This is a genomic window from Streptomyces sp. NPDC027185, from assembly GCF_055567035.1.
In genome coordinates, this window is record NZ_JBVHRF010000002.1 from 418,315 (window position 1) to 430,747 (window position 12,433).

Annotated in this window: 9 protein-coding genes and 1 pseudogene; 4 read left to right on the forward strand and 6 right to left on the reverse strand. The window is 75.5% G+C overall.

The window, feature by feature from the left end:
- Window positions 1-12: 12 nt before the first annotated feature.
- The 3 genes from ACZ4M8_RS07020 to ACZ4M8_RS07030 are packed head-to-tail and all read right to left on the reverse strand — an operon-like array spanning window position 13 to window position 4,015.
- Window positions 13-414 carry a DUF742 domain-containing protein gene (locus ACZ4M8_RS07020; protein ID WP_399085889.1) on the reverse strand — a complete coding sequence of 134 codons (402 nt, stop codon included), beginning with the start codon at window positions 412-414 and terminating at the stop codon, window positions 13-15.
- On the reverse strand, window positions 411-899 hold the full coding sequence (locus ACZ4M8_RS07025; RefSeq protein ID WP_467604024.1) for a roadblock/LC7 domain-containing protein: 489 nt from the start codon (window positions 897-899) through the stop codon (window positions 411-413). The genes ACZ4M8_RS07020 and ACZ4M8_RS07025 overlap by 4 nt, the downstream gene beginning before the upstream one ends.
- Entirely contained in the window at window positions 899-4,015 is a 3,117-nt protein-coding gene (locus ACZ4M8_RS07030; RefSeq protein ID WP_467604025.1) for a sensor histidine kinase, read from the reverse strand. The genes ACZ4M8_RS07025 and ACZ4M8_RS07030 overlap by 1 nt, the downstream gene beginning before the upstream one ends.
- A gap of 614 nt (window positions 4,016-4,629) precedes the next feature.
- Between ACZ4M8_RS07030 and ACZ4M8_RS07035 the strand changes: the two genes are divergently transcribed.
- Window positions 4,630-5,475 (forward strand): hypothetical protein, encoded by an 846-nt coding sequence (locus ACZ4M8_RS07035; RefSeq protein WP_467604026.1) that lies wholly within the window; start codon window positions 4,630-4,632, stop codon window positions 5,473-5,475.
- 55 nt (window positions 5,476-5,530) lie between these two features.
- Here ACZ4M8_RS07035 and ACZ4M8_RS07040 read toward each other — a convergent pair whose 3' ends face one another.
- Window positions 5,531-6,025, reverse strand: coding sequence for a MarR family winged helix-turn-helix transcriptional regulator (locus ACZ4M8_RS07040; protein WP_467604027.1), 495 nt, complete (start codon window positions 6,023-6,025; stop codon window positions 5,531-5,533).
- A 433-nt stretch (window positions 6,026-6,458) separates the two neighbouring features.
- On the opposite strand from ACZ4M8_RS07040, the gene ACZ4M8_RS07045 reads away from it, so the two are divergent.
- Window positions 6,459-7,316, forward strand: a complete 858-nt coding sequence (locus ACZ4M8_RS07045; RefSeq protein WP_467604030.1) for a lysozyme — start codon at window positions 6,459-6,461, stop codon at window positions 7,314-7,316.
- A gap of 70 nt (window positions 7,317-7,386) precedes the next feature.
- Here the strand turns inward: ACZ4M8_RS07045 and lon are convergent, their stop codons facing one another.
- Window positions 7,387-9,858, reverse strand: coding sequence for an endopeptidase La (gene lon / locus ACZ4M8_RS07050; protein ID WP_467604031.1), 2,472 nt, complete (start codon window positions 9,856-9,858; stop codon window positions 7,387-7,389).
- Window positions 9,859-10,129: 271 nt separating this feature from the next.
- Here lon and ACZ4M8_RS07055 point away from each other — a divergent pair.
- Window positions 10,130-10,327: pseudogene (locus ACZ4M8_RS07055) on the forward strand (GNAT family N-acetyltransferase); the annotation flags it as partial.
- A 127-nt stretch (window positions 10,328-10,454) separates the two neighbouring features.
- Here ACZ4M8_RS07055 and ACZ4M8_RS07060 read toward each other — a convergent pair.
- Entirely contained in the window at window positions 10,455-11,267 is an 813-nt protein-coding gene (locus tag ACZ4M8_RS07060) for a rhomboid-like protein (RefSeq protein WP_467604032.1), read from the reverse strand.
- A gap of 291 nt (window positions 11,268-11,558) precedes the next feature.
- On the opposite strand from ACZ4M8_RS07060, the gene ACZ4M8_RS07065 reads away from it, so the two are divergent.
- Window positions 11,559-12,305, forward strand: coding sequence for a spermidine synthase family protein (locus ACZ4M8_RS07065; RefSeq protein ID WP_467604034.1), 747 nt, complete (start codon window positions 11,559-11,561; stop codon window positions 12,303-12,305).
- The last annotated feature ends 128 nt before the right edge of the window (window positions 12,306-12,433 follow it).

Below are 12,433 nucleotides of genomic sequence, written 5' to 3' on the forward strand. Positions count from 1 at the left end.
GCCGTTATCGTGTCAGAGCCTGTGAAGTCCACTCAGCACCCTTTCCAGCAGCGCGCGGTCGGGCCGGCCGGTGCCGTGCCCGGTGCCGTAGACGCGGATCTTTCCCTGGTCGGCGAGGTCGCTCAGCAGCACCCGGACCACGCCGAGCGGCATCTTGAGCAGCGCGGAGATCTCCGCCACCGAACGCATCCGGCGGCACAGCTCCACGATGGCGCGCATCTCCGGCATGACCCGGTCGCCCCAGCCACCGGAGGTCAGCTCCGGCCGCTCCCCGGGCGCGTCCAGCGCCGCCACGAACGTCTCGACGAGCAGGACGTGACCGAAGCGGGTCCGGCCGCCGGTCAGTGAATACGGTCGTACGCGCGCGGGTTTGCGGTCCCCGCCGCGCACGGGGAGTTGGGGTGTGGTGCTCACTGGGCGCTCTCCATCGACTTACGCAGTTCGCTGCGGAGTTCGGGGGTGAGGACATGTCCGGCCCGGCCGACGAAGAGCGCCATGTGGTACGCGATGACGCTCATGTCGCAGTCCGGGGTGGCGTGCACGCCGAGCAGCGAACCGTCGCTGATCGACATGACGAAGAGACTGCCCTCGTCCATGGTGACCATGGTCTGTTTGACCAGCCCGCCGGACATCAGCTTGGCGGCGCCGGAGGTGAGGCTGCCCAGTCCGGAGACGATGGTGGCCAGATCGGCGCTGGAGCCGCTCGGGCCCCCGCCGGTGCTTCGGCCCGCCGCCTCGTTCCGTCCGGGGTCGGAGGAGAGCAGCAGCAGCCCGTCGGAGGAGACGACGGCCACGGAGAGGATCCCCGGGACCTCGTCGACGAGATTGGTCAGCAGCCAGTGCAGGTTCCGGGCCTGGGTGCTCCGGCCTGCTCCGTGGGCAATGGGTACTCGGGCCATCAATCGCGTGCCTCCTCGGCCATGTGGCTCTTACCCGGGGCCCCCGCTCCGTCGGTGTCCTTCTCTGCGTTGGTCTGCTGCCCGGTCCCGGGCTGCGCCGCCGGCTGCGGCGCGCCCCCGAACAGTCCTTCGGTCCCGCCCGCGAGCTCCGCCTCGACCTCACGGCGGCCGGAGCGCGCGCCCTGCTGGAAGCCGCCGAGCCGCCGGCGCAGCGCCTCCGCGTTGGCCGTGCCGCTCTTGCGCGGTGCGGCGTTGGTCGCCTTCGGCGCGACGATCTTCGGCGTCCGCTTGGGCAGGCCCATGTCCGTACGGCGCTGCTCGGGCACCGCGGGCTGCTCCCCCGCCCCCGCCGCGGCCTCACCGCCGTGCGGTGCGGCCACCGGTCCGGTCTCCGGGGCCGGAGCGGGCCGGCTGTGCTGGTCGGGCCCGATGGCGTACGGGTCGGCCGGGGCGGCGGGCGCCTCCGGACGGCGGTGGCTGCCGGTGCCGGGCCCGTACGGGCCGGACGACCGCGGCCCGTACGGGCTGCCGCCGTCCGCGCCGGACGGCTGCGGGGCCGCGGGTGCCTGCGGCTGCGCCGGTGCCTGCGGTATGCCGGACGCCTGCGGCGCGGGCGTCCGCGGCCCGGCGGGCGCCTCGGCGTACGGGGCGACGGGACCGGCCGGGGCCGGACGGCCGGGCGCCGCGCCCGGGGCGCCCGGGGCGGCGGGCGACTGCGCGCCCGGGGGCCGCGGGGCCGGTGCCTGCGGCTCCGTCGGTGCCTGCGGCCCGTCGGGCGACTGCGCCTGGGGCGTCGCAGGTGCGGGGGGCGCGGCGGGGGCCTGCGGGGCCGCCGGGCCGGCGGGGGCGCCCCGGTCCGGGAGGCCGGCCGCGTCGATGGCGCGCTCGGCGGCGGCGACCAGCGGGTCGGCCTGCGGGGCGGGTGCCGGCGCGGGGTGGGCCTGCGGGGCGGGTGCCGGCGCGGGCTGCGCGGGGACGGGCCCGGTGGGCGCCGGGGCCGGGGCCTGCCGCGCCGGGGTCGCGCCGCGCTTCGGGAGGGCGGACGGGTCGGCGCGCGGGACCCGCGACTGGAGCGCGTTGGAGTTCGCCTCGGCGACCGAGCCGGGCAGGGCCGGGCCGGGGGCCGGGGCGCCCGCGCGGGTGTTCACCGGGCCCGGACGGGTCGGCAGGATCGAGCCGGGCAGCACCACGACGGCGGTGACGCCGCCCTGCTGCTGGGCGCGGAGCTGCACCCGGACGCCGTGCCGGGCGGCGAGCCGCACCACGACGTACAGGCCCAGGCCCAGGGCGTCGTCGATGGTCTCGGAGGTGGACGCGGTCTCCGCGTCGGCGAGCCGCTCGTTCAGCTCGGCGAGGCGCTCGGCGGTCATGCCGATGCCCTCGTCCTGCACCGAGAGCATCAGCTCACCGGTCTCCAGCAGCCAGCCGGACAGCTCGACATGGGCCTCCGGCGGGGAGAAGGCGGTGGCGTTCTCCAGGAGTTCGGCGACCAGGTGACTGACGTCGTCGGCGGCGAACCCGGCGACCTGCGCGTGCGGCGGCAGCGCCTGGATGACCACCCGGTCGTACCGCTCGATCTCGCTGACCGAGGCGCGCAGCACGTCCAGCAGCGGCACCGGGCCGGCGTTGCTGGTGCCGTGCTCGGTGTCGGCCAGGACCAGCAGGTTCTCGCTGTAGCGGCGCATCTGCGCGGCGAAGTGGTCGAGCTTGAAGAGGGTCTGCAGGGCCTCGGGGTCCTGCTCCTGCTCCTCCATCGACTCGATGACGTGGAGCTGCCGCTCGACCAGGCTGATGGTGCGCAGCGCGAGGTTGACGTACCGGCCGTGCACCCCGGTGCGCAGCGTCGCCAGCCGCTCGGTCAACTCCGCGACCTCGGTCTTGAGCGCCGCCCGTTCGCCGTCGAGGACCTCGCGCTCGTCGGCGAGGCGCTGCCGGGCGGTGATCAGCCGGCCGCGCTCGCCCTCCAGCTCGGCGGTGCGCCGGGCGACCTCGGCGACCTGCGCGTGCAGGGCGTTGACGGAGCGGACCGCGGCGGCGAACTCGTCGTTGCGGCCCTTGAAGGCGATCGGCTCCTCGTGCGCCGGGTCGGCGGCGACCCGCCTGGCGCCGAGCCGGAGCGCGGCCAGCGGACGGGTCATGGAGCGGGCGGCGGAGACCGAGACGCCGAGCGCGAGCAGCAGACAGATGCCGACCAGCGCGATCTCGATCTCCAGCGCGGTGACGTCGTCGTCGCGCAGGGCGGACAGGCGCTGGATCTCCTGGGTGGCCAGGGCCGACTCGACGCCGCGCATCAGATCCGTACGGGCGGTGAGGCTGGCCTGCACCCGCGAGCGGCTGAGCGCCGTGTCGGCGGCGTCCAGACGCGGCTGGTCGGTGAGGCGGGTGAGGTACCGCTCGGCGGTGGTGACGTCGGCGCCGTTGACGGTGGCGTCGTAGCGGTCCTGGGCGGCTTCCCCGGCGAGCTGGGTGAAGTCCGCGAGGGCGCCCTGTTCGCGCAGGTGGGCGAGTTGGGCGGCGGCGGTCAGGCGGGGCTGTTCGCCGCCCGCCCGCAGCGCCGCGAGCAGCAGTGCGCGGGTCCCGGCGGCCTGTTCGACGGCGCGGCCCAGCGCGGGCAGCGCGCGGGTGCCGGCGTCGTCGGCGTCCGCGCGTCCGGGCAGGGAGCGGGCGATGTCGTCGGCGATGGCGCCGAGCGCCTGGAGGGTGCGGGTGTACGCCTCGTAGGTGGCGTCCGCGGTGGTCGGTCCGGCCAGGGCCTCCTGGCGGGTCTGCGCCAGCGTGGCGAGCTGCTTCTCGGCGGTGGTGTAGACGGCGGTCTCACCGGCCGCGCCCTGCGCCGCGGCGCGCAGATCGCGCAGCTGCCGGTCGACGCGGGCGCGCAGCGACGCGTACCCGGCGGCGGTGTTCCCGCCGCGTCCGGTGGCGACGTACGACGTCATGACGTCGCGTTCGTCGGCGAGGGAGTGGGAGAGCGCGATGGCCCGTGCGTCGAGTTGGGCGAGGTCCACCAGGCGCTGGCTGGTGTGGGTGTCGTCCACCGCGGCGCTGATGCCGGGGGCGCCGGCGCCGGCCACGGCGACCGCGACCACCGCCACCGCGCCCATCAGACGGTTGCGCACGCGCGCGGGACGCCTGCCCGTCCGGTCACCACCGGCCGCCGCGTCCGCGCCGGGGCCCGTGCCCGTGTCCGGTACCGGGACCGGTCGGGCCGGTGTACCCGGCTTCCCTGCGCTGCCCCGAAGCCGCTTCTTCCGCACCGCTGCTCGCATTCCTGTTTCTCGCCTGCCCACGCCGTGTGGCGCGCGGGTCCGGCTCGGTTTCCGCTCGCGGGGCGAACCTGCGCGAAACCGCAGCAGTGCACACTTCCGCGAAGGGAAACAGCCCGGCTTTGCGCGGCGCGACGAATGTCCCGGCCCGCCCCCATGATCCGGGAAACGACCTTTCCACCGGCTCCGCGCAGTGGCTCGGCAACACCTGCCCGGCCACGCGAATGAGTGAACAACAATCGGAAGTTGACCATCAACTTCCGCGCGGGGCCGATTCCCGGTGCAACCATGCGCAACCTGGCGACCCGTTTGGAGAACCGGTCGGCGCCTGCAAAGATGCGCGCCCGCACCGCGCGCCCCCGCACGGGGCGCCCCGCCGCGTACGGACGGGCGGCGCACCGCCGTTCCTCCGCCCGCGCCGCGCCGCCACCGCCGCCGCCCGGCGCCCCTCCGGCAGACTGCCCGCCATGCGCATCGAACTCGCCGTCGCCCCCGGCGATCCCCAACACCCGAACGAGGACTACGCGTCCGTGGCCCTTCCCGCGTCCGGCCGGGGAGGGACTCTCGTCCTGCTGGACGGGGTGACGCCGCCCGAGGGCGGTTACGGCTGCGGGCATCCGGTGGCGTGGTTCACCGCGCGGCTCGGGGGCGCGATGCTCGAACTGTCGGGTTCGCACCGGGACATGACGCTCCCTGAGGTGCTCGCGGAGGCCATCTCCCGTACGGCCGCCATTCACCGCTCGACGTGTGACCTTTCTCACCCCCGTACTCCGCAGGCCACAGTGGTCGCCGTGCGGTGGTCCGAGGAGAGCGTCGAGCACCTCGTACTCTCCGACTCGGTCCTGCTGTTGGAGGGTGCGGACGGTGCCGTGACGGCGGTCCGCGACACCCGGCTCGCCGACCTGCCGCCGCACGTCCGCGCCGAGCGCGAGGCGCTGCGGGCGATGCCCCCCGGGGCGGCCGGGCGGGAGGCGGCGGTGCGCGCGTACGTGCGCTCGGTCGAGGCGCTGCGCAACGCCGAGGGCGGGTTCTTCACGGCGGCGGCCGATCCGTCGGTGGCCGCCCGCGCGCTGACCGGCCGGACGCCGCGCGAGGAGGTGCGGGCGCTCACCGCGCTCAGCGACGGCGCGGGGCGCTGGGTCGAGGTGTTCGGCGAGGGCTCCTGGCGGGAGTGCGCGGCGCTGGTGGCGGAGCGCGGTCCGCAGGCGCTGATCGACGCGGTCCGCGCGGCGGAGGAGGCGGACCCGCAGGGCGCCGCGTACCCGCGCGGCAAGCGCCACGACGACGCGGCGGTGGTGTACGTGGAGCCGTGAGGGGCGCGCCCGCGGGGACGGCGGGGCGGTCGGCGCGCGCCCCGGCGTCCGCGCCCTACGGCGCCTCCTCGCCCTCCTGTTCCGCGTTGAGGCGGTGCAGCAGGCGGCTCAGTTCGGCGATCTCGCTGCGGTCCCAGGCGGCGAGGCGGCGGGCGTAGCGGGCGCGGCGGGCGAGGCGGACGCGGCTGTAGCGCTCGCGCCCCTCGTCGGTCAGGCGGACGAGGACGGCGCGGCCGTCGGCCGGATCCGGCTCCCGGGCGACCAGTCCGAGCCCTTCGAGGGCGTGCAGCTGACGGCTCATGGTCGCCTTGCCGACGCCGAAGTACCCGGCGAGGTCGGTGGCGCGCTGCGCCCCGGCGTCGTCGAGCCGCACCAGCAGGCCGTACGCGGCGGGCTCCAGATCGGGGTGGACCTCGCGGGCCAGTTCGCCGGAGGACGCGCGGGCCCGGCGCAGGAAGACCGCCAACTCGCGCTCCAGGGCGAGGAATACCTGGTCCACACCTGCCGCGTCGCCCTGCTCCGCCGCTCCGTCGGCTCCGGTGTCGCGCACGTCAGCACCCTTTCCGGCGTTTCCGTTCGTGAAAAGTTTCCGCTCGTCGCGGCCGAAGCCGCAGCTCCGCCAGTATTTCGCAGGATTAGACCAACGGCAGCCCCGTGCCCCCCTTTTATCGCCGCGGTCTACGCGCGTATCGTCATTTCTGGCATGACCACACCAAGTCAGATGTGGTCAGGGCCGGTCCACGCGGCGCGCACGCACCGACGGCGCCCGCGCGCACCACGCACCACCGCACCGCGCACGTCGGCACTTTCCGCACCTCCGCACTTCCGTACGGCGCGTTCGCGCACCTCGCACCTCGGCACCACGTACCGCGCACCATCACGCACCACGCGGTCGCCGTACCCGGCGGCGCGCGAACACCCGGAGCCCGGCACGCCGTGGCTCCGTCCCCCCTCAGGTCACCACACGAAAACCGGAGACACGCATGCTCGTGCACAGGTCGGGCTCCCCGCACCGCACCCGCTCCCTGGCCGCCGTGGCCGGCGCCCTGCTCACGGCCCTCGCGCTGCTGCTGGGCCTGTCCGGCGGCAGCGCGACCGCCGCGACGCCCGCCGGCGACGCGCCCGAACCGTCCCACCCCGGCCAGGACTGGGCCGGCTCACAGATCGCCGCACACGAGGGCACCGGCACCGGCCGCCCGGCGACCGGGCTGCTCGCCGGGGTCGAGGGTGTCGACGTCAGCGGCCATCAGGGCAACGTCAGCTGGCAGACGCTGTGGAACAGCGGCGTGAAGTTCGCGTACGTCAAGGCGACGGAGTCCACCAGCTACGTCAACGAGTACTTCGCGCAGCAGTACAACGGCTCGTACAACATCGGCATGATCCGTGGCGCGTACCACTTCGCCACGCCGAACACCTCCAGCGGCGCCGCCCAGGCCAACTACTTCGTCGACCACGGCGGCGGCTGGTCCAAGGACGGCAAGACCCTGCCGGGCGCCCTGGACATGGAGTACAACCCGTACGGCTCCACCTGCTACGGCATGAGCGCCACCGGACTCGTCAACTGGATGAAGGACTGGTTCGCGACGTACAAGTCGCGCACCGGACGGGACGCCGTCATCTACACCTCCACCAGCTGGTGGAAGCAGTGCACCGGCAACTACGCGGGCTTCGGCTCCGTCAACCCGCTGTGGGTGCCGCGCTACGGCTCCTCGGTCGGCGAACTCCCGGCCGGCTGGGGCTTCCACACCATCTGGCAGTACACCTCGACCGGCCCGACCGTGGGGGACCACAACTCCTTCAACGGCGCCTACGACCGGCTCCAGGCGCTCGCCAACGGCTGAGCCGCCCCGCACGAACGGGCCCCTCCCGCGCGGTGCGGGAGGGGCCCCGGTGCGGTGACCGCCGCGTCCCTCACGCCGCGGCGGGCACCGCCCCGTCCACTGCGGCCACGTCGCGGACCGGCACGGCGGCGTCGGTCAGCGCCAGCTCCAGCACGGTGCGCACATCGGCGACCGGCCGCACGTCGAGGGCGGTCAGGACCTCCTCAGGGACCTCGTCCAGGTCCGGTTCGTTGCGCTGCGGGATGATCACTGTCGTGATGCCCGCGCGGTGCGCGGCGAGCAGCTTCTGCTTGATCCCGCCGACCGGCAGCACCCGCCCGGTCAACGACACCTCACCGGTCATCGCCACGTCCGGCCGCACCTGACGGCCCGACAGCAGCGAGGCCAGCGCGGTCGTCATCGTCACGCCCGCGCTCGGCCCGTCCTTCGGGACGGCTCCGGCGGGCACGTGCAGGTGGACGCCGCGCTCCTTGAGGTCGCCGACCGGCAGCTCCAGCTCCGCGCCGCGCGAGCGCAGGAACGACAGCGCGATGTGCGCCGATTCCTTCATCACGTCGCCGAGCTGCCCGGTGAGCGTCAGCCCCGAGGCGCCGGTCTCGGGGTCGGCGAGCGACGCCTCGACGTACAGCACGTCGCCGCCGGCGCCGGTGACCGCGAGGCCGGTGACCACCCCGGGCACGGCGGTGCGCCGCACGGCCGGATCCTGCGCCGCCTCCGGGGTGTGGTGCGGCCGCCCGATCAGCGGGCGCAGCTCCTCGGCGGTGACGGTGAACGGCAGCTCCCGCTCGCCCAGTTCGTGCCCGGCGGCCACCTTGCGCAGCAGCCTGGCTACCGCGCGCTCCAGGTTCCGTACGCCCGCCTCGCGGGTGTACTCCCCGGCCAGCTTGCGCAGCGCGGCGTCGTCGAAGGTGACCTCGCCGGGCGCGAGTCCGGCCAGCTCCAGCTGGCGCGGGAGCAGGTGGTCCCGGGCGATGACGATCTTCTCGTCCTCGGTGTAGCCGTCGAGCCGCACCAGCTCCATACGGTCCAGCAGCGGGCCGGGGATGGCGTCGAGGACGTTGGCGGTGGCGAGGAAGACCACGTCGCTGAGGTCGAGTTCGACCTCCAGGTAGTGGTCGCGGAAGGTGTGGTTCTGTGCCGGGTCCAGGACCTCCAGGAGGGCGGCGGCGGGGTCGCCGCGGTAGTCGGAGCCGACCTTGTCGATCTCGTCGAGCAGCACCACCGGGTTCATCGAACCGGCTTCCTTGATCGCCCGGACGATCCGGCCGGGCAGCGCGCCGACGTACGTCCGCCGGTGACCGCGGATCTCCGCCTCGTCCCGGACACCGCCGAGCGCCACGCGGACGAAGGAGCGGCCCATGGCCCGCGCGACGGACTCGCCGAGCGAGGTCTTGCCGACGCCGGGCGGGCCGACGAGCGCCAGCACGGCGCCCCCGGCGCGGCGGGCGCCGCCGGCCTCCGGGCCCTCCGGAGCGGCCCCGGCCGCCCGTTCGGCGCGGCGCTTGCGGACCGCGAGGTACTCGGTGATGCGCTCCTTGACGTCGTCCAGACCGGCGTGGTCGGCGTCGAGCACGGCGCGGGCACCGGCGATGTCGTAGGCGTCCTCGCTCCGCTCGTTCCACGGCAGTTCGAGGACGGTGTCGAGCCAGTTGCGGATCCAGGGGCCCTCGGGGCTCTGGTCACCGGCCCGCTCCAGCTTGTCGACCTCCTTCAGGGCGGCCTTGCGGACGTCCTCGGGGAGGGCGGCGGCCTCGACACGGGCACGGAAGTCGCCGCTCTCGTCGCCGTCGTCGCCGTTCAGCTCGGACAGCTCCTTGCGGACCGCCTCCAGCTGCCGCCGCAGCAGGAACTCCCGCTGCTGTTTGTCGACGCCCTCCTGGACGTCCTTGGCGATGGATTCGGCGACGTCCTGCTCGGCGAGGTGGTCGCGGAGCGTCTCGGTGGCGAACTTCAGCCGGGCCACCGGGTCGGTGGTCTCCAGCAGCCGGACCTTCTGCTCGGTGGTGAGGAAGGGCGAGTAGCCGGCGTTGTCGGCGAGGGCTGCGACGTCCTCGATCTGCTGGACGCGGTCGACGACCTGCCAGGCACCGCGCTTGCGCAGCCAGCTGGTGGCCAGCGCCTTGTACTCGGTGACGAGTTCGGTGACGGCGCCGGGGAGCGTACGGCCGCCCTCACCTCCGGCGCCGGGCACCGTCTCCTCGACGGCGGTGCCCTCCACCCAGAGGGCGGCGCCCGGCCCGGTCGTGCCGGAGCCGATGCGCACCCGGCGCAGGCCGCGGATCAGCGCGCCCGGGTCGCCGTCGGACAACCGCCCGACCTGCTCGATCCGCCCGAGCGTGCCGATCGCCGCGTACGTGCCGTCGACCCGGGGCACAAGGAGCACCTCCGGTTTGTTGCCCTGGTCGGCGGCGGACTGCGCGGCCTCGACGGCGGCGCGCACGTCCGCGTCCGACAGGTCCAGCGGCACGACCATGCCGGGCAGGACCACCTCGTCATCGAGGGGCAGCACGGGCAGAGTGAGCGTGTGGGACGACGAAGCCATGATCTCCCCTTCGGCAGGCAAGTTGAGCTGTACTCACTCAATGCAGCTGCGCGGCCGGATGTTCCCCGACCGGTGTTCGCTGTGAGCGATCAGAGGGGGACGGGGCGGTGGCACGGGCCGGGGCGGCTCCGGACCGGCGGCGGGGCGGCGGCCCTCGCGGGCGGCCCGGCGGACGGGGCGCGAGCGGCCCCGGCCCGTGCCCTCCGCTCGACGGGGCGCGGACGGTGCCGGGCGCGGCTCCGGCCGGGCGCCGCCCGGTGGGACGGGCCCCGGCTCGACGCTCTCCGCCTGGCGCGGCCGCGGCCTCTACCGCGCGCTGGTCGCCGCCCGCGCCACCCTCGCCGTCGCCCACGGCGTGGACCTCCTCCAGGTGGACGCCTCCGCCGACAGCGCCCCCATCCTCCGCCGCCTCGGCCTCCACGCCGTCACCACCACCACGCCGTACGTATGGACACCGCCGGGCGCCTGAGGGCGCCCGGACCCGGCGCGACGGGGCGGACCAACGGGCATGCACACGCCGGTGACCTGCGGAAACAGGCCGCCCCCGGGTGAGGCGGTCTCACGCGGGCGGTCGGCGTCCGCCCCACCCTCCGGGCTCACCCCCGCCGGCGCGCCCCCGCGACCGGCCCCGGGCGGCCCGGCGCCCGGCGCAGCGCCGGATGGCCGAGGTCGCCGTGGAGCCGGGCCGGGCGCGGGCCGGAGCGTCCGCGGCGCAGCGGGTGCCGGGCGGCGGCGCCGATGGCGAGGGAGAGGAGATGGCCGCAGGAGCTGAGCGGATCGGCGAAGGTCAGCAGACCGGCCGCGGCGTAGCCGGCGGCGCCGGTGAGCAGTGGCCACCGCAGCCGCCCCGGCAGCAGTCCGGCCAGCGCTCCGGCGCAGGCCATCACGCCGTAGCTGATGCCGTAGTCGAGGCGGTGCGCCGCACCGGGCGGCAGCGTCCCGGCGGCGACCGCGGCACCCACCGGCAGTTCGGTGGCGAGGGTGGCCAGCACATGGCCGCCGGCGAAGACCGCGAGGGTGCGCGCGGCGCCGACCCGCCGCTCCAGCGCGGTCAGCACCACGACGAAGGCGAGCGCGAACCCGGAGAGCATCCCGCCGTCGCTCCACAGCGCGCTCGCCACCAGCACCCGCAGCGGCGCGGCGGCCAGATGCGCCGCGTCGGTGCTGGAGGCCCGCAGCAGCTCCGTCACCCGCGCCGGGTCCGCGTACGCCGCGAACAGCGACGTCGCCACCAGCAGCAGCGTGTACCAGAAGGTGAAGGGCGTCGCCCGGGGCCCCGGCAGCAGCCGCCCCGGCCACCACCGCGACCGCGCCGTGCCGCCGGGCGGCCCGTCCGCCGCCTCCGTCCGGCGGGGCCCGCCCGCCGGTGCCCCGGAACCGGCCGCCCGAACGGCGAATCCCTGCCGCACGCCCCGAACGACCCGCCCGGCTCCGGCCACGCACCCGCCCCGGGACGGCACCGCCGCCCCACCGTCCGTCCCCATCGCACCGCCCCTCCCCTTCCCCGTCGCCCCGTCCGGTCCCGCCGCCCCGCGCCCCCGGGGCGTCCGCGTACTCAACGCGCGGCGGCGCCCGGCCGTTCACCCCCCGGCGGTCCGCACCGGGTGAGGTACGTCACGGTGCGCAACCCGGGCGGGGTGTGCCGCGTCGTCCGCGCCGCCGGTTGGACCGGCGACGCGGACGTTGGCCAGGATGGCCGTATGACTCCCGTTCCCTGCGACCCGACCTTCCCGTCCCCGGCCGGCCCCGCGGCGGGGCCCGTCACACTGGACCGCCGCGAGGGCCCGTACGGCGAGGTGGTGCTGCGCCGGCGTGACGGCGCGGACGGCTCCGGTGGCGCGCCGGTCTTCGAGATCATCGCCAACGGCTGCTTCCTGATGGACACCTCCGACGGCCGCTCCGAACGGCTGCTGATCGACGCGGCGCTCGCCTCCCTGCCGCCCGAGCGGGAGCGTCCGGCCGTCCTGATCGGCGGTCTCGGTGTGGGATTTTCGCTGGTCAGGGCGGTGGAGGAGGAGCGCTGGGGGCGGATCGAGGTGATCGAGCGGGAGCCCGCGGTGATCGACTGGCACCGCACGGGCCCGCTCGCCGCACTCACCGGCCGGGCGCTCGCCGACCCCCGCGCCGCGATCGTCCACGCCGATCTCGTGGCCCATCTGCGCGAGGACACGGCGCCCGGTGCGTACGACGCGCTCTGTCTGGACATCGACAACGGCCCGGACTGGACCGTCACCGACGGCAACGACGGGCTCTACTCCCCCGCCGGGCTCGCGGGCTGCCGTGCGGCGCTGACGCCGGGCGGGGTGCTGGCCGTCTGGTCGGCGCAGCCGTCACCCGCCTTCGACCAGGCCCTCCGGAATGCCGGGTTCTGTCACGTTCGCACGGAAGAGGTGCCCGTTGCCCGAGGTGTCCCCGACGTCGTTCACCTCGCGCACAAGGGCGCGTAGCCGACAGTCACACCGTGCGCTTACGCTGCTCCCCTGGATGTGACGCGGCGCCGCGGCACACGGCCCGCGACGGGCCGCCGCGCGCCGTGAGGCCGCACATCCAGTCACTACGCGACCAGGCACACGGG

Bases quoted from the DNA above. Each gene is read 5' to 3' on its own strand.
- ACZ4M8_RS07065 (WP_467604034.1), top strand. From the start codon at position 11,559: ATGACTCCCGTTCCCTGCGACCCGACCTTCCCGTCCCCGGCCGGCCCC.
- ACZ4M8_RS07035 (WP_467604026.1), top strand. From the start codon at position 4,630: ATGCGCATCGAACTCGCCGTCGCCCCCGGCGATCCCCAACACCCGAAC.
- lon (WP_467604031.1), bottom strand. From the start codon at position 9,858: ATGGCTTCGTCGTCCCACACGCTCACTCTGCCCGTGCTGCCCCTCGAT.
- ACZ4M8_RS07025 (WP_467604024.1), bottom strand. From the start codon at position 899: ATGGCCCGAGTACCCATTGCCCACGGAGCAGGCCGGAGCACCCAGGCC.
- ACZ4M8_RS07045 (WP_467604030.1), top strand. From the start codon at position 6,459: ATGCTCGTGCACAGGTCGGGCTCCCCGCACCGCACCCGCTCCCTGGCC.